Below are 18,943 nucleotides of genomic sequence, written 5' to 3'. Positions count from 1 at the left end.
TGGTCATTACGGTCTGGCGCTGACGAGCCAGCAATAGGGGCATTTGCTCCTATATTCCAGAAGGGCAAGGACCGGCCTCAGAGCAGCGTCAGTCAGGCTTGCAGACCTGGTACTGGTCCAGGCGGACGAGCTGCTTGCCCTGCTCGTCGCCCTTCTCGATCTGCCATCTGACGTCGGCCTGGGCGATCGCGGTGCCGGCCGGGGTGGTGAGCGAGGAGTGGGCAAGGAAGCAGGCGTACGCGAAGTCGGAGCGGCCGCCGCTGACTTGCTCCCTCTTCGTGGAGCTGCGATTCGGCCGCTGGAGTTCGAACTCGGCAGCCGGTTCGGGTCCTTGACACGCAGGGCGAAGCAGGTCCAGCCGGCCGCCGCGCAACACCCGCGCCCTGGCGGAACTCGACCACCTGGACAACCGGACAACCTGGCGACAGCGCGCCGTCCGGGTCCCTGCGCCGCGCAGTCCCTCAAGTACCGCATCCCGATCCGGAACCACGGTGCGCGTTCAACGCCCTGAGCGCGTGCCGGCCGGAGTGCGCAGGCTCTCTCGGTGGGCCCGGGCCGTGGCCATCAGGCCGTCCAACGCTTCCCGGGTCCGCACGAGTTCGTCGATGTACTCGGAGAGGCGGTTGCGCTCCTGCGCCATCCGCTCGAGAGCGGCATCGGAGTTGCCCTCGCTGGGCGTGTCGACGCAGGGCAGCAGCTCGGAAATCGTACGACTGGACAGGCCCGCCGTGTACAGACGTTGGATGAATCGCACGCGCTCCACCTCGGCCTCCGTGTAATGCCGCTGCCCACTGGCGCTACGGCTGCTGGTCAGCAACCCCTGCTCCTCGTAGTAGCGCAGCGACCGCACGCTGACGTCGGTACGTGCCGCGAGCTCGCCGATCCGCACGACCGTCTCCCCTCGTGAACCACGCCACACCGCTTGCCTCTGACATCCATGTCAGGTTTTAGCGTAGCGCTGTGCCCGGTACTAGGCACGCGATGCACAGACGGAGGAGCCCGACGTGACGACGTTGTTCAGCAGCTACCGACTCGGTGAACTGACCCTGCCCAACCGGATGGTGATGGCCCCGATGACCCGCGTCAGGGCCGCGGCCGGCGGCGTTGCCACGCCGTCCATGGCAACGTACTACGCGCAGCGCGCGTCGGCCGGAATGATCGTGTCCGAGGGCGTGCAGCCCAGCCTCGTCGGGCAGTCCAACCCGGGCACGCCCGGACTGCACACCGAGGAGCAGGCCGCCTCATGGCGTGCCGTGACCGACGCCGTGCACGTCAACGGCGGACGGATCTTCGCCCAGCTCATGCACGGCGGCCGGGTCTCGCACCCCGACACGACCGGCCACCAGCCCGTCGGCCCCTCGGCGATCGCCGCAGTGGGCGACGTCTTCACCCCGACCGGCCCGCAGCCCGCACCCATGCCCCGCGCGCTGGACACCGCCGAGGTACCCGAGCACGCCCACGCGTACGCCGAGGCGGCCCGCCGCGCGATCGACGCGGGCTTCGACGGAGTCGAACTCCACGGCGCCAACGGTTACTTGATCTCCCAGTTCCTCTCCTCCAACGCCAACCGGCGCACGGACCGCTACGGCGGCACGATCGCGGGCCGGATCCGGTTCGCCGTGGAGGCCGTGGCCGCGACGGTAGACGCGGTCGGGGCGGCCAGGACGGGCATCCGCCTCTCCCCGGGGGGCGGCTTCTGGGGCGTCGAGGAGACCGACGCACTCGCCCTCAACACCACGTTGCTGACAGAGCTGTCCCGTCTCGGACTCGCTTACGTCCACCTGGAAGCGACCACGGACGAGGAGGTGCTCATCGGTCTACGCCGCGCCTGGCCCGGGACCTTGATCATCAATCCGGTCCTCCCGATGGGCCCCAAGCAGACCGGTCGCGAGGAAGCCGACCACTGGCTGGGCCTGGGCGCCGACCTGATCAGTTTCGGCCGCGGTTTCCTGGCCAACCCCGATCTCGTCGAACGCCTCCGCGTCGGCCTGCCGATCGCTCCCATCGACGAGACCACGTACTACCAGGGCGGCGACGCCGGCTACCTCACCTATCCGGCCTATCCGTACACGGCCTGACGCCCGCGCGGCGGCTCACGCCTCCGCGAGGTCGCCAACAGGGCGAATGCGGACGCACAGGCTGGGCGGGAGCCGTCGCCCAGCCCCATGTCGGCGCCTGCAGTCCGAGCGGGGGCAGATCCGGCACTCACGCGGGCTGTTCCCGCAGGGGAGGTCTTGCTTTCGGCCTGCTCCACCGGGCCGACGTGACGGTGACCCGGCTGTGGAACAGGGCGTCGAGTGGGCACGCGAACTGATTATGATCTTGGTCATGTCTATGCAGAACTCTGACAAAATCCTTTCCCGCAAACAGAGGCTTCAGGAGAAGCAGCGCCGCCAGTTGGCGGTGGTCGACACCGTGGACAAGGCCGAGGCCAAGGTCCGCAAGGCAGAGGTTGAACTGGCCTTGGCTGTCACCGAGGCAGTGCAGGTGTTCGGCGACGAGCAGTTGGCGTCCGAGGGGCTCGACATGCCGGTCGAAGCGATCCAGCGCTTTCTCGGCATAGCCCAGGACGAAGCGGCCAGTGCCGGCGACCTCGCCGAGACCGCCGAGACCGCCGGCAGATCCTGAGCCTGACGTTCGCGGGGAGCCGTGCTGCGAGATCGCGGTCGACCGCCTCTGTCCGAACTCCCGTCTCGGCCGAAGGCCGCGCCCCGTGGCACCTCCCGTCCAGCCGCTGCCGAGCGGGACCCGCTGGAGCCGGCCGCGACCCGGCGGGGCCCCCACTGCCAGCAGCCGATCACCATCGTCGCCCTGCTCGCCGTTCCGAAAGCCGCCGTTCTTGCGCGACAGGTCCGACAGCGTCCCCGGCACCAGGTCACGTACCCGGCGCCGAGGTTGAAACGCGACGGCTTCCTCATCGCCGGGGGCGGCGGCGGTGGTGACCGCGCCGCCGCCCGTCACGATCGGACCGTCAGGAGTCCTCAATGGTGATGAAGGGGTCCCACTGGAAGTACCCCTGCAACTGCCGGTGCCGGTCGAGGATCTGGAAGTAGAAGTGGTACACGACCTTGCCGACGCTCTTCACCGTGGTGCGCCAGTAGTGGTCCTGGTACTTCTGCGTCACGAAATCCGGACTGCCCTCGCTGCCCTCCCGCGGCAGCGGATAGACGCCGTCGACCACCTCGATTTCCGGCGTCCTGATGAGTGTGTGGTCGCGGTCGCTGCTCACGTACCGGTACAACAGCGCCTTGTAGTCGCTGCCCAGCGACACCGTCGTCTCCCGCCACCGGACGGTGTCCCCGGGCTCGGCCCGCAGGTTCAGCTCGGCGCCCGAGGTGCCGACGATGTGGTCGTGCCGCGTCGTCATGTAGATCAGGCTCTGGTCGACGTAGGTCGGCGCGTCGGGATTCCGCGACGCGTTGGGATTCTGCTCGACGATCGTGGCCGCGTCGAACGCGATCAGTACATTCAGATCAGCCATTTCTTTCCCCCTCGGGATTCGAGATTTTCGGATACGGGAGTTTCGGCCACGAGGATGCCGGTCACGAGGTATTCGGCACCTTGTACGCCATGGCCCGCGGATAGTCGTGCCGGTGCAGGCGGACGCGGACCAGGAGGGGTCCGGCGTTGACCGGGTCGTGCGGGTCACCGAGGCGGGCCAGCAGGTCGTCCAGCTCCGCGGGGCGGGCGACGCTCAGGCCGCTCGCCGGGGTGTCCTTGTCGGCGAAGACGGCCGCGAGGCGGTCGTAGTGCCAGGGGTGCAGGACGTTGTAGAAGTCCGGCTCGGCGGGGTCCTCTCCGGCGTAGTAGGCCGGGTGCACCAACATCTGCTCGATGCCGTAGAAGGACCCGTTGTCCAGGACGAACACCACCGAGCGCAGCCCGAGGCGGGTGTGAGTGGAGATCTCCTGGCAGGTCTCCTGGAAGGCGCCGTCGCCGACGAACACCATCGGGCGGGCGCCCTCGCGTTCCGGGGCGAGCGCGGCGCCGGTGGCCGCGCCGACCGACCAGCCGATGGACAGCCAGCTGATCTGGGACAGGAAGCCGCCTGCGGACAGGGACAGGTTCATCGAGCCGATGAGGGAGAACGCGGCGTCGGACACGACCGTCCAGTCGTCCGTGGTCTCCCGGCCCAGGAAGTGGTTGACCCGGTCGAACACGCCGTCGTACGTGAGCCGTTCGGCGTCCCGGGACCGCGCACCGCTGACGCTCAGCGAGGCGCGGTACTGCGCCAGGCCGGCGGGGCGGTCGTCCCGCGCTCCCCCGTAGCTGTAGGACTCGGCGTAGTAGTCCGCGGACAGACCCTCGGTGCCGTAGGCCTTCGCCAGCGCGTCCTGGACGGCGGGCAGCAACTGGGCGAGCTGGACGTCGGGGAAGTAGGAGGTGCCGACGCTGACTCCGCCGTGCGCCGCCATCACCCAGTCGGTGCCGACGTTCTGCTCGCCGTCGAGGTTCTTCGACGTGGACCAGGCCCCGAGTCCGATCCGGCAGGTGGCCCAGTCCTTGAAGATCGCGTGCACGTCCGGGTGGCTGGCCTTGCCGTTGTAGACGCCGTGGAACTGCGGCATGTCCTCGTCCACGACGGCCTTGGCGCCGACGGTCGTGCAGAACGGTACGCCGGTTGCCTCCACCAGGTCGGTGAGTTCCCCGCCGAGCCGGTACCGGGCGATCTCCTCGCCGGCCCACACGATCGGGCGGGGCCTGCCGTCCGGGCCGGGGTGCTCCTCGATCAGGGTGAGGATCGCCTGCACGGCGCGGTCCAGCATGCTCTGGTTGCGCTCGCTGAAAGGCCGTTCGCGGCGGACGATCGGCTCCGTCGGCTCAGGGCAGGGCTCGTCCCACAGGTCTTCCATGACCTCCAGGTAGACCGGCCGGCGCTCGGATACGCACGCGGTGAGCGCGGCGTCGATCTGGGCGGGTGCCAAGCCCGGATGGGAGATGACCTGTGCGTCCACGGTGACCTGTCGGTAGACGTCCAGGTTGCTCTCGGCGCGGGGGCTCATGTGCGAGGTGAGCAGCCCGACGGCGCGGAAGTTCTGCCACTGCTCGTACGGTGGGCAGGCGTTGACGGCGATGAGCGGGATCTGCTCGACGTACGCGCCGCCGCAGGCGTTGAGCAGATTGAACGCGCCCACGCTGTACGTCACCGCCGCCGCGCCCACGCCGTGGATGCGGGCGTAGGCGTCGGCGGCCTGGCCCGCGCCGCCCTCGGTCGGAGTGCCGACCCACTCGATGTCGCCCTGGGCCCGCAGGGTGGTGAGGAACGGGCCGAGGTGGTTGCCGGGGACGCCGAACAGATGGGTGATGCCCAACTCAGCCAATCGCAGGGCGAGATAGCGGGCGATCGTGCAAGCCGGGGTGATCGCGCTCACGAGGACTCCCCTTCCCGGTCCGCACCCGAGACGTCCTGGTCCGAACCGTTCCTGTCGGTGACCGGCGGGGCCTGATGGACGGCAAGGGCGGCGCGGACGGCGCTCTCCAGCGCGCCCTCGATCCAGGCGTGCTTGAGGGAGGTGTGCTCGCCGGCGAAGTGCACTGGGCCCTCGGGCCGGGAGACGTCCAGGTGGAAGCTGGTCATCTGGTGCGCGGTGTAGATGGCGGCCTCGCCGAAGGCGTACGGGTCGCGGGCCCAGCTCTGCGTGGCGCCGCGGCCGGTGAAGAACACCTCGATGCGCCGGCCGTGCACGGCCTGGAGGTTGCGCAGGGCGTAGAGGTAGCGCTCCGCCTTCGGCATGGAGTCCCAGCGTGCGGCGTCGTCGGACCAGGAGTACGAGGCGAGGACGACGCCGCCGCCCGTGCTGTCCGCGATCGGGTGCGAGGGGTAGTACATGAACCGGTTGGGGTTGTCGGCGGCGGAGCCCCCGCCGAAGCAGTGGGTGGCGGGCCGGACGGCGGGGCCGCGCAGCGGCAGACTGCCGTCGATCCGCCGCATCTCCTCGGTGACGAGGCTGTCCTTGACGGCGGCGCCGAGCAGCCCGGCCTCCGGCTCGGGCAGCGTGGGCACGGACACGGTCTCGGTGTCCGCCTCGTGCCCCCGCCGATAGTACTCGTACAGGCCGGGCGCGATGCCGTCCAGCGTGTCGCGCCAGTCGTCCTCGGTGAACTCCCACCAGCGGTGGCTGAATTCGAGCAGCACCTTGGTGGCCTGGTCATAGTGGGTCTCGATGATGGCGCGGCGCTTCTTGTACGACATCGAGGGGACAATCTCCACGAAGCGCAGCGCGGAGAACGGGATGGTGACGACCGCCAGGTCCGCCGTCCACAGACGAGGCAGTTCCTTCGGGTCTTCCTCGTCGACGGTCTGTACCGCCACGCCCCACCCGTCCGGTCCGACCGCCCCGGTGCCATCGGGGTCGGTGTCGCGGCTGGGGTCGTGGTACTCAAGACGGATCATGCGCTGACCGAGCTGCACCTCGTCGTGCAGGCCCTGGTACAGGGCGTGCGGCAGGCGCCAGCTGCCGCCGGGGATCTCCCAGTAGCGGACGGCGGGGTTGATGTCGCTGCGGCTCAGGAAGCTGTGGAAGAAGGAGAGGTAGAGCCGCGAGGACATGTTCTCCAGGGTTCCGACGGCCTCGACGGCCTCGTCGCTGAGCCCGGCGCGGTCGCGTAGGAAGGAGCCCATCGAGTAGCCGTCGAAGTCGCGGATCACCCGCGCCCAGCCATCGACCCACTCGTCGAACGGCTTGTTGACTCGCTTGCCGTCGACGACGTCGGAGTAGTAGTCGCGCACGCTCTCCAGCGCCTCGTCCACCATCCGCGCTACGGGGGCGCGGACCTCGTCGTCGGTGAGATGGAAGCCCTCGTTGATCCGCTCGGGACCGTCGGCGTAGTGGGCACGCCGCACCTGGATGCGGTTGGCGCGGATCCAGGAGTTGCCGCGCTTGTCGGGTTCGGCGAAGTCCGGGCTGTCGTCGCCGTACGTCCACGTCCGGCCGGTGAAGGAGGTGTACGTCACCGGAGGGACGGGCACGTCGGGACCGCTGCCGGTGTGGGGATCGATGTCCACGTTGTAGAACTGGCGTCGGCCGAGCCCCAGTTTGTCGACAAGGGCGAGGACGAGCGGGTGGAAGTCGGGCAGCCGCATGGCCCCGGCCTCGGCGTACTGGGCCGGGTCGGCGAAGGGCTGGTGGTGCTTGGTGGTGCGGAACGTCTTGATGCGTCCGCCGACACGGTTGGCGTTCGCCTCGAGGATGGTGACGTCGTGCCCCGCGTCCTTGAGCAGCCGGCCGACGACGAGGCCGGTGATGCCGGCGCCGATGACGAGGACCTTCTTGCGGGGGTGACGGGTGGTACCGAGGCGGCCCGTGTCTATCAGAGCGTGCAGATATTCGAGTTTGAGGTCATTGCCGTCGGGTCCGACGAGGAGGAGTTCACGGGCGAGCCTGAGACAGGTATGCCAGCGGGCGCGGGTGGCGGAGTTGTCCCGTGGAGTGTCGGTCATAGCCTGCGATCGTAGATATGCCGAAACGGTTTAGCGGTTGGCCCTGAAGACAAAGTCCTGAAACCACCGAGAGGACTGAGTGGCGCGATTTCTACTTGCCTGAATTCCGGACAGGAAGGCGGAAGATCCCTGAGGGGCGGAAGGGAAGTCGGATGCAACCGGAATAGCAATTCACTTGTGGAATGTGAAGCCCCCGAGAAGAGGATGTGCCGACCCCGCTCACCGATCCGACAGACAGGCCACCACTCCACTCCCTCAACTGACCGGCCCACCAGCGACGTTGGCATATGCTTCCGGCCAACGTGCGCCTGACCGCCGCCACGTCACCACCGGGCGGCCGGCGTTCTCGCCGTGGAACGCATATTCGTCGCACGTGAATTCGACCACTCGGGCTGCACCGTGACATGGCACGGTTACAAGTCCCGTGGGACACCTGCTATATGGCAGGCACACGGCACCGGGCCGCTGACCCGGAGGGGGCCGTTCGTAGGCACCGACCATCAATCAGGAAACGATCGGAACACCTCATAACCGTTGAGCCGGAGGACCCGATCCTCGGCGTCCATCTCGGAGTAGAGGTCTGCCGTCGGCCGCCATTTGAGAAGCGAGCGATGCGTGCTGCCGCTCGTAAACGACCTCGCGACGTCACGGTCTCTGGTTTGCAGGCTCCTTCTGCCTCCAGCGCGTCGAGTGCCACCGTTCATGGACCACGCCGAGCCTTGCTCCCTCGCGAAGAAGTCGCTCCTACGCAGCGTAGTCAGCACAGGAGGCCGACATGGTGGGCGCACGCACTCCCATGTCCAGAACTATGGTGTCCCACCACATACGCCTCTGACCTGCACGTTCCTACGGTGTGGCGACACGCAAACGTCCCCCGTCGAACGCCAGGAAGTGGTGCCGATGTCCTCCCCTGCGACCGCTCCACCAGCCCCGTCCAACCTCCCCCGCATCGTCGCCGCCAGCCTCATCGGTACCACCATCGAGTGGTACGACTTCTTCCTGTACGGGTCCGCCGCCGCGCTCGTCTTCAACAAGCTGTTCTTCCCGGACTCCGACCCGCTGGTCGGCACCCTTCTGTCGTTCCTGACATATGCGGTGGGGTTCGCCGCGCGTCCGATCGGTGCTCTGGTCTTCGGGCACTACGGTGACCGGCTCGGGCGCAAGAAACTGCTGGTGCTCAGCCTGCTGTTGATGGGCGGGGCGACCTTTGCCATCGGTCTGCTGCCCACGCACGCGACGGTCGGCACCGCCGCTCCCGTGCTGCTCACCGTACTGCGGCTGGTGCAGGGGTTCGCGCTCGGCGGTGAGTGGGGCGGCGCCGTGCTGCTCGTGTCGGAGCACGGTGACGCGCGGCGGCGCGGCTTCTGGGCCTCCTGGCCGCAGACCGGTGCGCCGGCCGGACAGCTCCTTGCCACGGGGGTGCTGTCCCTGCTGACCGCCGTGCTCTCCGACGACGCGTTCGGGTCCTGGGGATGGCGCATACCGTTCCTCCTGTCCGGAGTGCTGGTGGTCATCGGTTTGTGGATTCGTCTGTCTGTCGATGAATCGCCCGTATTCCAGGACGCGTTGGCGCAGGCCGAGGCCCGGAAAGCGGCCAGCGACACCGACACGGAGAAGCTGCCGTTGGTGTCCGTCCTGCGTCACCACTGGCGCGACGTGCTGGTCGCGATGGGCGCGCGGATGGCGGAGAACATCAGTTACTACGTGATCACCGCCTTCATCCTCGTCTACGCCACCACGTCGGCCGGCGTGTCCAAGCAGACGGCTCTGAACTCCGTCCTCATCGCCTCCGCCGTGCACTTCGCCGTCATCCCGGCGTGGGGTGCGCTGTCGGACCGGATCGGCCGTCGGCCCGTCTATCTGCTGGGCGCGGCCGGAGTCGGTCTGTGGGCGTTCCCGTTCTTCGCACTCATCGACACGGGCAGCTTCGGCAACCTCGTCCTCGCCGTGACCGTGGGCCTGGTGCTGCACGGGGCGATGTACGCACCCCAGGCGGCGTTCTTCGCCGAGATGTTCGCCACCCGTATGCGGTACTCGGGTACGTCCATCGGTGCCCAGTTCGCCTCCGTGGCGGCCGGGGCCCCGGCGCCGCTCATCGCCACCGCTCTGCTGTCGGACTACGGCAGTTCGACGCCGATCGCGCTGTACGTGATCGGGGCGTCCGTGCTGACCCTGGTCGCGGTGGGCGTCGCGAAGGAGACACGCGACCGCGATCTGGCGCGGGTGGAGACCTCCGCAGACACCACGTCCGCGGAAACCCGGGCCGCGGACGCCCGTACCGTCTGATCTCCCGTTCCTTCCGCCGGTCCCGGGTGCCGTGGCGCCCGGGACCGGTGTGTGTCCGGCCTCGTTCGGGCCATTCCGGGGTGCGGTCCGCCGGGGTGGCGCGCCGCGGCCACGGCTCGGGGTCAGTGCCGGGACGACGACAACCGGTGCAGTCGCAGGGCCAGTTGTATCTCCAGGGCACGGGCCGGGCTCTGCCAGCCGTCGCCCAGCAGGCGGCTCACCCGCTCCAGGCGCTGCGCCACCGTGTTCACATGGACGTGCAGCAGGTCCTTGGTGCGTGCGGGGCTCATCCCCGAGTCGAAGTAGGCGTCGAGCGTGCGGACGAGATCGGTGCCGCGCCGTTCGTCGTAGGCGACGACCTGGCCGATCGTGCGCTCGACGTATCCGGAGATGTCCCTGTCCCCGGCGAGCAGCAGCCCCAGGAAGCCGAAGTCCTCGGCGGCGGCACCGTCTCCGGCCCGCCCCAGCAGGCGCAGAGCCTCCAGGCAGCGCTGCGCCTCCGTGTGGGCCACGGCCACCCGGTCCGGGCGGGCGGCGAGGTCCTCGAAGGGGGCGGAGGCACCGACCGTGACCGCCTCGTGCACGGCGGTACCCAGCTGCCGGGCGGTGCGGCGGGCGAGGTGCGTCGCGGAGCCGCCGCGTTCCAGGGGCAGCAGCAGGACCGTACCGCCGTCGCGCACGGCGGCGAGACCGTGCCGGGTGGCCGCGAGGTGGAAGGCGGCGGACCCCAGGCGACGGCGGGCGGCGGCCTCCTGGTCGGCGTCGTCCGCCGTGCCGTCGAGGCGGGCGGCGAGCAGCACATGGGTGGCGTCGAGATCCGCGCGCAGCCGCGCGGCCCGTTCGCGCAGGACGCGGGGGTCACGGTCACGGGCGTCAAGGAGGTCGTCCAACAGCTCGCCGCGGACGCGTTGTTCGGCCTCCGCTGCCGAGCGGCGGGCGAGCAGCAGCAGGGAGGTCACCATCGCGGCGCGCTCCAGGGTGCGCTGGTCGACGGGGTCGAGCCGCGTATGGCCGCGCAGCACCAGCGCGCCGAGCAGTTCACCGCCGGCCGCCACCGCGGCGACCCAGTCGTCCTCGTGCCGTACGGCGTGGCCCTCGGCGCGGGAGGCTTCCAGCGCCGCGGCTGGGGCGGCGTCCGCCTCGGCGAACTCGACCGTGCCGTCGAGGACCTGCGAGACGGCTGCGGCCACGTCGTGCACACCTCCGCCGCGCAGGACGAGTTCGGCGAGCCGGTCGTGCACGTCCGAGGCTCGCTCGATGACCGCGCTGCCGTCACGGATGATCTCGTTGGCCCTCGCCAGCCGGGCGAGGGCCGAACGGGTCTCGGTGAGCAGGTTCGCGGTGTCGATGGCGGCGGCGGCCAGCGCGGCGAACGAGCCGAGGAGAGCGATCTCCTCCCGCTCGAAGACGCGGGCCCGCCGGTCGGCGGCGAACAGCACCCCGATGACCTGTGAGCCGATCATCAGCGGCACGCCGAGGATCGCCACGAGCCCCTCGTCACGGACACCGGTGTCGATCGTCCGTGTGTGCTGGAAGCGGGCGTCATGGAAGTAGTCGGGCGTCACATAGGGGCGGGCGGTCTGGGCGACGAGTCCTCCGAGTCCCTCGCCCATGCCGAGGCGCAGTTGCTGGAAGCGGGCGGCGACCGAGCCCTCGGTGACCCGCATATAGGTGTCGCCGGCGGCCTCGTCATGCAGGGTCAGATACGCGACGTCGGTGCTCAGCAGCGAGCGGGCGCGCTGGACGATCGCCTGGAGGACGGCGTCGAGGTCACGCAGCCCGGCCAGATCGTGGGCGGTCTCGAAGAGCGCGGACAGCTCCGCCTCCCGGCGGCGTCTGCCCTCCATCTCGGCACGCACGCGCAGTGCGAGCCGCTTCGCCTGGTCGAGCGCGTCGATGTGCTCGGGCGTCAGGCCCTCGGCCCGGGCGAGCAGCACCGGCTGCTCGTAGGCGTCGGCAGACGCGCGCCGGGCCAGGAGCTCCAGGAACGGGGCCTCGGCATGGGTACCGAGGGGTGCCGCGGACTGTGCGTGATCGCGTGACATGCCCCCAGGATGGCCCACTTCCGGACCGGGTCCACCGGCCTTGTGGACAACTTCTGGCATGTTCCGGCTCAGTGCGCCGTCCAGCCGCCGTCGAGGACCAGCGACGTGCCGGTGATGAAGGAGGCCGCTGGGCTGCAGAGATAGGCCACCGCCTCGGCGACCTCCTCCGGTTCGAGGAGTCGCTTGACCGCCGTGTCCTGGAGCAGCACCTCGGTCAGCACGCGCTCCTCGGGGATTCCGTGCGCCTTCGCCTGGTCGGCGAGCTGCTTCTCCACGAGGGGCGTACGTACATAGGCGGGGTTGACGCAGTTCGACGTGACGCCGTGGGGGGCGCCTTCCAGGGCCGCGGTCTTCGAGAGTCCTTCGAGGCCGTGCTTGGCGGCGACGTACGCCGACTTGAAGGCGGAGGCGCGCAGCCCGTGGACCGATGACACGTTGACGATGCGGCCCCAGCGCTGGCCGTGCATATGGGGAAGTGCTCCGCGGATGAGCCGGAACGGCGCCTCCAGCATCACCGTGAGCATGGTGTGGAAGGCGTCGGGTGGGAACCCTTCCAGGGGCCGCACCAGTTGGAGCCCGGCGTTGTTGACCAGGACATCGGTGCCGTGGGCGGCGAGTTCGGCCGCGTCCAGGTCGGTGAGGTCGAGGACGTACGGCTCGACGCTGCCCGGGAGCCCGTCGGCCGCGCCTGCGAGGGCGTCGAGACCAGCGGCGTCCCGGTCGGCCGCTCGCACCTTGGCCCCGGCGGCCGCCAGCCGCAGCGTGCAGGCGCGGCCGATGCCGCCGGCGGCACCGGTGACGAGGGCGATGCGTCCGCCGAGATCGAGGGAGGGGGCGTGGGGGGCCGACAGAGGGCTGGGCTCGGTCATGCGTCAACCCTAGGCTGCGCCCGGCCCCCTCTACATATGGCCACAACCCATACTTCACCCCAGGTTAGTGGGGTCGAACCACGTGGGTGCTTCCGACAGAGCCTGCTTGATCCGCAGTAGCGCGAACTCGCTCAGCGCGGGCAGCGCATCCACCGAGAACCAGCCCACCTCCAGCGACTCGTCGTCGTTGACACGCGCCTCTCCGCCGATCGCACGGCAGCGGAACGTGGTGTCCATGTACTGGCACCGGTCGCCGTTGGCGTAGGTCACCGGAGCCAGCGCCTGGACGAGGACGACCCGCTCGGGGACACAGTGCACGGCCGTCTCCTCGTACACCTCGCGCACGGCGCAGGCGGCGGGCTGCTCCCCCGGCTCCGGTATGCCCCCGATCACCGACCACTGCCCGTTGTCGGCCCGGCGCCCCAGCAGGACCCTGCCGTCGTCGTCGAGGACCACGGCGGTGACGCCAGGGAGCCAGAGCAGTTGATGGCCCGCAGAGGCGCGGATGGTCCTGATGAAATCGGGAGTAGCCATGGAGGGACCCTATCGGGCCGATTCCGCGGCCTCTGGGTCTCCGAGACGGGTGCTCCGGACGGTTCGGTCACGACGACCGCGCGCCGCCGACGCCACCGCCCAGCCCAGCCCGCCGACCGCGACGAGCACGAGCACCGCCTCGGGCAGGACGCCGAGGCGCGTGGCAGGGGTCTCGGAGGAACGCAGTGGCACCTTCTGGACGAGCGAGTCGGCCACGAACATCCCGGTCCGCTGGGTGATCTTTCCGTCCGGCATGATGATCGCGCTGACGCCGCTGGTCACCGGGACGGTGACGGTCCGGCTGTGCTCGACCGCGCGCACCCGGGACATGGCGAGCTGCTGGTAGGTCATCTCGCTGCGATCGAAGGTCGCGTTGTTGCTGGGTACCGAGATCAGCTGGGCGCCGTCCGTGACGGTGGAGCGCACCGTCCAGTCGAAGGCGGCCTCGTAGCAGGTGACAAGCCCGATCTTGGCGCCCGCCATGGTGAACACGCCCGGCTTGTGTCCCGGACTGATGTCCTGGCGCACCATCGCCGTCCAGTTCTTGTTGATGGCGCCGACCAGCGACCGCAACGGGAGATACTCGCCGAACGGCTGGATCTGCCGCTTGTCGTAGGTGTCGACGGGCCCCTTGTCCGGGTCCCAGAGGATCTGCTCGTTGTAGAGCTTGCCTCCCCGCTCGACGACACTGCCCACCGAGATGGGTGCGCCGATCGCGCGGGCGGCGCCGCTTATCACCGCGGCGGCATCGATGTAGGCGAAGGGGTCGATGTCGGCGGAGTTCTCCGGCCACAGCACCAGGTCGGGCCGGGGTACCTTGCCCGCCTTGACCTTCTCGGCCAGGCGCTCGGTCTCGCGCGCGTGGTAGTCGAGAACGGCGCGCCGCTGGGCGTTGAACTCGAAACCCTGGCGCGGCACGTTGCCCTGGATGACGGCGACGGTCGCGGTGCCGTTCTCGGCCTTGTCGCTGACCAGGGAGCGGGCGGCGACGGCGCCCACCACGGGAGCCACGATGCTCAGCAGTGCCGCGACGGCCGCTCCGCGCCGCAGGACGCCCCCGTTGCGCCGTCCGTCCACGACGACGCGCACGATCTGGTGGAGACCGAAGCCGCACAGCACGACGGCGAAGCCGAGCACCGGGGTGCCGCCCACCGCCGCGAGCGGCAGGAAGACACCGTCCGCCTGGCCGAAGGCGATCTTTCCCCAGGGGAAGCCGCCGAAGGGCGCGCGGGCGCGTGCCGCCTCGCCCGCGATCCACAGGGCGGCCGCCCACACCGGCCATGCGGGCAGCCGGGAGACCAGGACGATGCCCGCACCGACAAGCGCGACGAAGAGTGCCTCCACCGCGACGAGCGCGAGCCAGGGGCCGGGACCGACCTCCACGCCGGTCCACACCAGCAGCGGCAGCAGAAAACCGAGGCCGAACAGATAGCCGAGGCCGAGGCCGGCCTTCCAGGTGCGGCCGCGCAGGGTCCAGCTGAAGAGGGCGAAGGCCGGGACGGCCAGCCACCACAGGCTCCGGGGCGGAAAGCTGACGTAGAGCAGTACTCCGGAGAGCGCGGCTGCGGCGGCCGGAAGGAGGCGCCTTGCCCGGCGGACACCACGGGGTGCGGGTGCGGCCTCGGGTTCGAGCTGTTCCGGCTCGCCCACGGGAGTTGCGGTGACGGTCACCCGGGGAGTGTACGGCGCGTGACCATGGACCGGACAGCTCGGTCCGCTCGGGCCGCCGGGGCTTCCACCCGTGATTCCACCGTTTTGCTCCGCCCTACTGCAGCAACGTTCCTGCGCAACTCGTCCACACACCGGCGCATCACCCGTTACGGTGTGCGCGAGCCTGTGACGTGCAGCCGGACACAGCCGGGACGGTGGGGCCCGGCTCAGGGGGGCGGCGGAGTGGGATCCACGGGAACGGAGCCCGCGGCCGGGGCCGCGGATGCGGACGGCGAGAGACGAAACGTTTCGGATGCGACGGGCGTCCTGATGCTCGGCGCATGCGCGGTCTGGTCGCTGATCACGGCCGCCGCGCACGGCGGGCGGCCTGAGGGCGTCCTGCTCGCGGTGCTGGCGGTCGCCGCCGGCTACTCCTCGGGGCGCATCCTCGGGGCGCTGCTGCCGGTCACCGCACCCGCGGTCGGCGCCCTGTGCGGAGTCGGGTTCGCGGTCGCCGCATCCTACGCAGCGCTGGGCCCGCCGTCCCCGGCGCCGCTCGGCTCCACCGGTGCGATCGCCGCTCTGCTGACGCTCTCCTCGGGAGCAGCGTGTTGTGCGGCGTGGGCGGCCCGGGACCCGGCGCCGCGGTTCGCGCTCCGCCTGTCGGTCGTGGGGATCGCGGGGGTCGCGGCGGCACTGGGCTCGACGCCGGGCCTGGCCGCGTCCATCGGCCTACTGCTGTACTCCTTCGCCGCGGGCCGGACACACCACCGCGCCGGGGTACTGGCCGCCTTCGCCCTCGTGGTGACGGCGGTGACCGCGGCGACCTGGGCGGTGGCCGGGAACGTCACGCCCGGCGGCCCCTCGGCCGTTGTCGAGGACCAGTTCGGCGGGCACCGCGTCCAGTTGTGGCACGACGCGCTCACCCTGGTCGGAGAACATCCGGCGCTCGGTGCGGGGCCCGGACGCTTCGGTGAGTTGAGCCCCGTGTCCGCACAGTCCCTCCTGCCCGACGACAAGCCCCATTCCGCCTCCCTGCAGCAGGCGGCGGAACAAGGGCTGATCGGGCTGGCACTGCTCGCGGCGGTCTTCTGCTGGTTCCTTCACGCCCTGTGGCGCACCCGGCGACCCACGCCGATCGCCCTCACGGCGGGCGCGGCCCTGACAGCGCTGGCGGTGATCGCGTCGACCGGTGACGCGCTCAGCTTCACCACGGTGACGGCGGGCGCGGGTCTGCTGGCCGGGATCGCGACGGCACGCCCGCTGTGGGAGGGCGAGGGAGCCCCACGGCCGGGCGGGAGGAGCGGACCGCCGCGATGACCACCGGACCACCGCCGTGTCATAAGGGGGCGGCGAGGGGCCGTGGTGAATGGCGTGGCGAGAGGCCGTAGTAAATAAGGAGTAAGAGGAGCGCTGAGGGTCGCCGTCAGTGCGTGGCGCCCGGCAGGCTCGGGTGCAGCCGGGCCCGGATGACCCGCACCGCGGACTCGGCGTTGTCCACGGTGATCGTGAAGGTGTGCCCGTCCCACAGACGCAGTACGACGCCCTCGCCACGCCGTACGATCACGGCCGTGCCCTTCTCGGGGCGCCAGCGGTAGCCCCAGCCGCCCCACTGGCGGGGCGTGACCCGGGGCGCGAAGTCCGCTCCGGCGACGAGCGAGAGAGGGATGCGGCGACGCGGCAGACCGATGTGGCCGCAGCGCACCTCGAGGCACTCCTTGTCGACCTTGACCGCGACATGCACGAACGCGAGCGTGCCGAAGAGGACCAGCAGACCAGCCGCGATACAGCCCACGACGGACATGACCAGGGGGACGATGCCGGATGACCACGCGGAGTCGACGGCGAGCTCGACACCGAGTGCCATACAGGCGGCGCCGACGAGCGCCGCGAGCCACTGGGCGCGGTTGGTCGCGCGTCCGGTCCAGATCTCGGGCTGCGGAGCCCTGTCACGGTCGAGGTGCTCCCTCATGCCCTTGAGGGTACCCATGTTTCGGAACGCGGGCATGGTGTTGCGCAGCGTCACCGGTCCGCGTGACGGCCCAAAGTCACGAGCGGACTCGGGACCGGTCCTCAGCCGGTCGTGCTGACCGACTGCAGGAGCTTGCCCTCGTCGTACGACAGTGCCGCAGCCGGCAGAGCACCCTCACGTCCGCTGAGCAGCACCGTGACACCGGCGCTCGAGGAGGCCTCCGGAGCCACGTCCGCACCGATGCGGCGCAGTGCCTGCGCGGCGACGGCGCCGGCGGAACCGTGCAGGACGAGTGGCGGCCGGCCGGGCTGCTGCACTGCGGCACGGATCCGTTCGGCGACCAATTCGTAGTGGGTGCAGCCCAGGACCACGGTCGTCACCTCGGCCGGTGTGCGCGCCGCGGCCGCGGCCACGGCCGCGTCGATCGCCGCGTCGTCCGCCTTCTCCACGGCGTCCGCGAGCCCGGGGCACGGGACCTCGACGACCTCCACACCGTCCGCGAACTCCCGGATCAGGCCGCGCTGGTAGGGGCTGCCGGTGGTGGCGGGCGTGGCCCAGATGGCGACCGGTCCGCCGCCCGCCGCGGCCGGCTTGATCGCCGGGACGGTGCCGATGACGGGCAGACCGGGTTCGAGGAAGGCCCGCAGGGCGGGCAGGGCGTGCACGGTCGCGGTGTTGCAGCCGACGATCAGGGCGTCGGGGCGCTGTGCGGCGGCGGCCTCGGCGACGGCCAGGGCCCGCTGGGTGACGCCCTCGGGAGTGCGCGGCCCCCAGGGCATCCCGTCGGGGTCCAGTGAGAGCACGAGATCTGCGTCAGGCCGTAGGCGCCGTACCGCCACGGCGGCGGGCAGCAGTCCGATTCCGGAGTCCATCAGCGCGATCTTCACCCCGCAACCATAGTCGATGCGCCCCGAGGGGCCTCCCCGTGGGGCAGACTGCGACGGGTGACTGCCCTTGTGTGGATCGCTGTCGTGTCGCTGGCCTCCTGGTTGTGGCTGCTGGTCGGCCAGGGCTTCTTCTGGCGTACGGATCTGCGGCTGCCGCCGCGCCGGGAGCCGGAGTCGTGGCCGTCCGTGTGTGTTGTCGTACCGGCGCGGGACGAGGCCGCGGTTCTGCCCCACAGCCTTCCGTCGTTGCTCGCTCAGGACTATCCCGGACAGGCCGAGGTCTTCCTCGTCGACGACGGCAGTTCGGACGGCACCGGAGACCTGGCCCGGGCGCTGGCCGAGCGGTACGGCGGGCTGCCGCTCACGGTCGATTCCCCGGGTGAGCCTTCGGCGGGCTGGACGGGCAAGCTGTGGGCCGTACGGCACGGAATCTCTCTCGCACGCGCGCGTGCCCCCGAATACCTGCTCCTGACGGACGCCGACATCGCGCATGCTCCCGACAGCCTGCGGGAGTTGGTGGCGGCGGCGCGCACCGGCGGTTTCGATCTGGTGTCACAGATGGCACGGCTCCGGGTGGACAGCGTCTGGGAGCGGCTCGTCGTGCCCGCCTTCGTGTACTTCTTCGCGCAGCTCTACCCCTTCCGGTGGATTGCGGTGAGGGGATCGCGGACGGCCGCCGCCGCGGGCGGTTGTGTGCTGCTGCGCACGGAGGCGGCCGAGCGGGCGCGGATCCCCGACGCCATCCGGCAGGCGGTGATCGACGACGTGGCGCTCGCGCGGGCGGTCAAGGCCGGCGGTGGCCATATCTGGCTGGGGCTGGCCGACCGGGTCGACAGCGTGCGTCCCTATCCACGGCTGCACGACCTGTGGCGGATGGTCTCGCGCAGTGCGTACGCGCAGTTGCGGCACAGCCCGCTGCTGCTCCTCGGCACGGTGCTCGGCCTCACCCTCGTCTATCTGGTGCCGTCCCTGACGATCGTGGCGGGACTCGTCAACGGGAACACGACCGCGATGGTGGTCGGCGGGCTCGCGAAGCTGGTGATGACGGCGACGTACATCCCGATGCTGCGTTACTACCGGCAGCCGCTGTGGCTCTCGGTGCTGCTGCCGGTCACCGCCTTTCTGTATCTCCTGATGACGGTCGATTCGGCGGTGCAGCACTACCGGGGGCACGGTGCGGCCTGGAAGGGCCGCACCTATGCCCGTCCCGACGCGGCGCTGGACGAGCGGTGAGCGGACCGCTCACCCGGGGCGGACGG

Annotated in this window: 16 protein-coding genes; 5 read left to right on the top strand and 11 right to left on the bottom strand. The window is 70.4% G+C overall.

Features of this window, described 5'->3' with window-relative positions; all coding sequences use genetic code 11:
- Positions 1-88 precede the first annotated feature (88 nt).
- Both AB0L95_RS21580 and AB0L95_RS21575 read right to left on the bottom strand, forming a co-directional pair.
- A complete protein-coding gene (locus AB0L95_RS21580) occupies positions 89-409 on the bottom strand; it encodes a hypothetical protein (protein ID WP_365163543.1) in 321 nt (106 codons plus the stop codon).
- Between the two features lie 90 nt (positions 410-499).
- On the bottom strand, positions 500-889 hold the full coding sequence (locus tag AB0L95_RS21575; protein ID WP_365163540.1) for a MerR family transcriptional regulator: 390 nt from the start codon (positions 887-889) through the stop codon (positions 500-502).
- A gap of 115 nt (positions 890-1,004) precedes the next feature.
- Between AB0L95_RS21575 and AB0L95_RS21570 the strand changes: the two genes are divergently transcribed.
- Together AB0L95_RS21570 and AB0L95_RS21565 are read left to right on the top strand one after the other, a co-directional pair.
- Positions 1,005-2,078 carry an alkene reductase gene (locus AB0L95_RS21570; RefSeq protein WP_365163538.1) on the top strand — a complete coding sequence of 358 codons (1,074 nt, stop codon included), beginning with the start codon at positions 1,005-1,007 and terminating at the stop codon, positions 2,076-2,078.
- A 250-nt stretch (positions 2,079-2,328) separates the two neighbouring features.
- A complete protein-coding gene (locus tag AB0L95_RS21565) occupies positions 2,329-2,628 on the top strand; it encodes a hypothetical protein (RefSeq protein ID WP_365163535.1) in 300 nt (99 codons plus the stop codon).
- 343 nt (positions 2,629-2,971) lie between these two features.
- Here AB0L95_RS21565 and AB0L95_RS21560 read toward each other — a convergent pair whose 3' ends face one another.
- The 3 genes from AB0L95_RS21560 to AB0L95_RS21550 all read right to left on the bottom strand — a co-directional run bounded on the left by AB0L95_RS21560 (position 2,972) and on the right by AB0L95_RS21550 (position 7,441).
- A complete protein-coding gene (locus tag AB0L95_RS21560; protein WP_365163533.1) occupies positions 2,972-3,481 on the bottom strand; it encodes an inclusion body family protein in 510 nt (169 codons plus the stop codon).
- Positions 3,482-3,542: 61 nt separating this feature from the next.
- Positions 3,543-5,372 (bottom strand): thiamine pyrophosphate-binding protein, encoded by a 1,830-nt coding sequence (locus AB0L95_RS21555; RefSeq protein WP_365163531.1) that lies wholly within the window; start codon positions 5,370-5,372, stop codon positions 3,543-3,545.
- Positions 5,369-7,441, bottom strand: a complete 2,073-nt coding sequence (locus tag AB0L95_RS21550; RefSeq protein WP_365163529.1) for an FAD-dependent oxidoreductase — start codon at positions 7,439-7,441, stop codon at positions 5,369-5,371. The genes AB0L95_RS21555 and AB0L95_RS21550 overlap by 4 nt, the downstream gene beginning before the upstream one ends.
- Before the next feature lie 900 nt (positions 7,442-8,341).
- Here AB0L95_RS21550 and AB0L95_RS21545 point away from each other — a divergent pair.
- Positions 8,342-9,727, top strand: coding sequence for an MFS transporter (locus AB0L95_RS21545; RefSeq protein WP_365163527.1), 1,386 nt, complete (start codon positions 8,342-8,344; stop codon positions 9,725-9,727).
- Between the two features lie 122 nt (positions 9,728-9,849).
- On the opposite strand, the gene AB0L95_RS21540 is transcribed toward AB0L95_RS21545, so the two are convergent.
- The 4 genes from AB0L95_RS21540 to lnt form a co-directional block, all read right to left on the bottom strand.
- Positions 9,850-11,772 carry a GAF domain-containing protein gene (locus AB0L95_RS21540; protein ID WP_365163524.1) on the bottom strand — a complete coding sequence of 641 codons (1,923 nt, stop codon included), beginning with the start codon at positions 11,770-11,772 and terminating at the stop codon, positions 9,850-9,852.
- A gap of 68 nt (positions 11,773-11,840) precedes the next feature.
- On the bottom strand, positions 11,841-12,641 hold the full coding sequence (locus tag AB0L95_RS21535) for a 3-hydroxybutyrate dehydrogenase (RefSeq protein ID WP_365163522.1): 801 nt from the start codon (positions 12,639-12,641) through the stop codon (positions 11,841-11,843).
- 54 nt (positions 12,642-12,695) lie between these two features.
- A complete protein-coding gene (locus AB0L95_RS21530) occupies positions 12,696-13,175 on the bottom strand; it encodes an NUDIX domain-containing protein (RefSeq protein WP_365163520.1) in 480 nt (159 codons plus the stop codon).
- Positions 13,176-13,184: 9 nt separating this feature from the next.
- Positions 13,185-14,846, bottom strand: a complete 1,662-nt coding sequence (gene lnt, locus AB0L95_RS21525) for an apolipoprotein N-acyltransferase (RefSeq protein WP_365163518.1) — start codon at positions 14,844-14,846, stop codon at positions 13,185-13,187.
- Between the two features lie 309 nt (positions 14,847-15,155).
- Between lnt and AB0L95_RS21520 the strand changes: the two genes are divergently transcribed.
- Positions 15,156-16,145: an O-antigen ligase family protein gene (locus AB0L95_RS21520; RefSeq protein ID WP_365163517.1), complete on the top strand. Its 990-nt coding sequence runs from the start codon at positions 15,156-15,158 to the stop codon at positions 16,143-16,145.
- Positions 16,146-16,251: 106 nt separating this feature from the next.
- On the opposite strand, the gene AB0L95_RS21515 is transcribed toward AB0L95_RS21520, so the two are convergent.
- Both AB0L95_RS21515 and AB0L95_RS21510 read right to left on the bottom strand, forming a co-directional pair.
- Positions 16,252-16,797, bottom strand: a complete 546-nt coding sequence (locus AB0L95_RS21515) for a hypothetical protein (RefSeq protein WP_365163516.1) — start codon at positions 16,795-16,797, stop codon at positions 16,252-16,254.
- A gap of 101 nt (positions 16,798-16,898) precedes the next feature.
- Complete coding sequence (locus AB0L95_RS21510) at positions 16,899-17,684, bottom strand: aspartate/glutamate racemase family protein (protein WP_365163515.1); 786 nt, start codon at positions 17,682-17,684, stop codon at positions 16,899-16,901.
- A gap of 57 nt (positions 17,685-17,741) precedes the next feature.
- On the opposite strand from AB0L95_RS21510, the gene AB0L95_RS21505 reads away from it, so the two are divergent.
- Complete coding sequence (locus AB0L95_RS21505) at positions 17,742-18,917, top strand: glycosyltransferase (protein ID WP_365163514.1); 1,176 nt, start codon at positions 17,742-17,744, stop codon at positions 18,915-18,917.
- Positions 18,918-18,943 lie beyond the last annotated feature (26 nt).

It is taken from the genome of Streptomyces sp. NPDC052036 (assembly GCF_040680495.1).
GTDB lineage: Bacteria > Actinomycetota > Actinomycetes > Streptomycetales > Streptomycetaceae > Streptomyces.
This window is presented reverse-complemented; position numbering and strand designations above follow the sequence as displayed.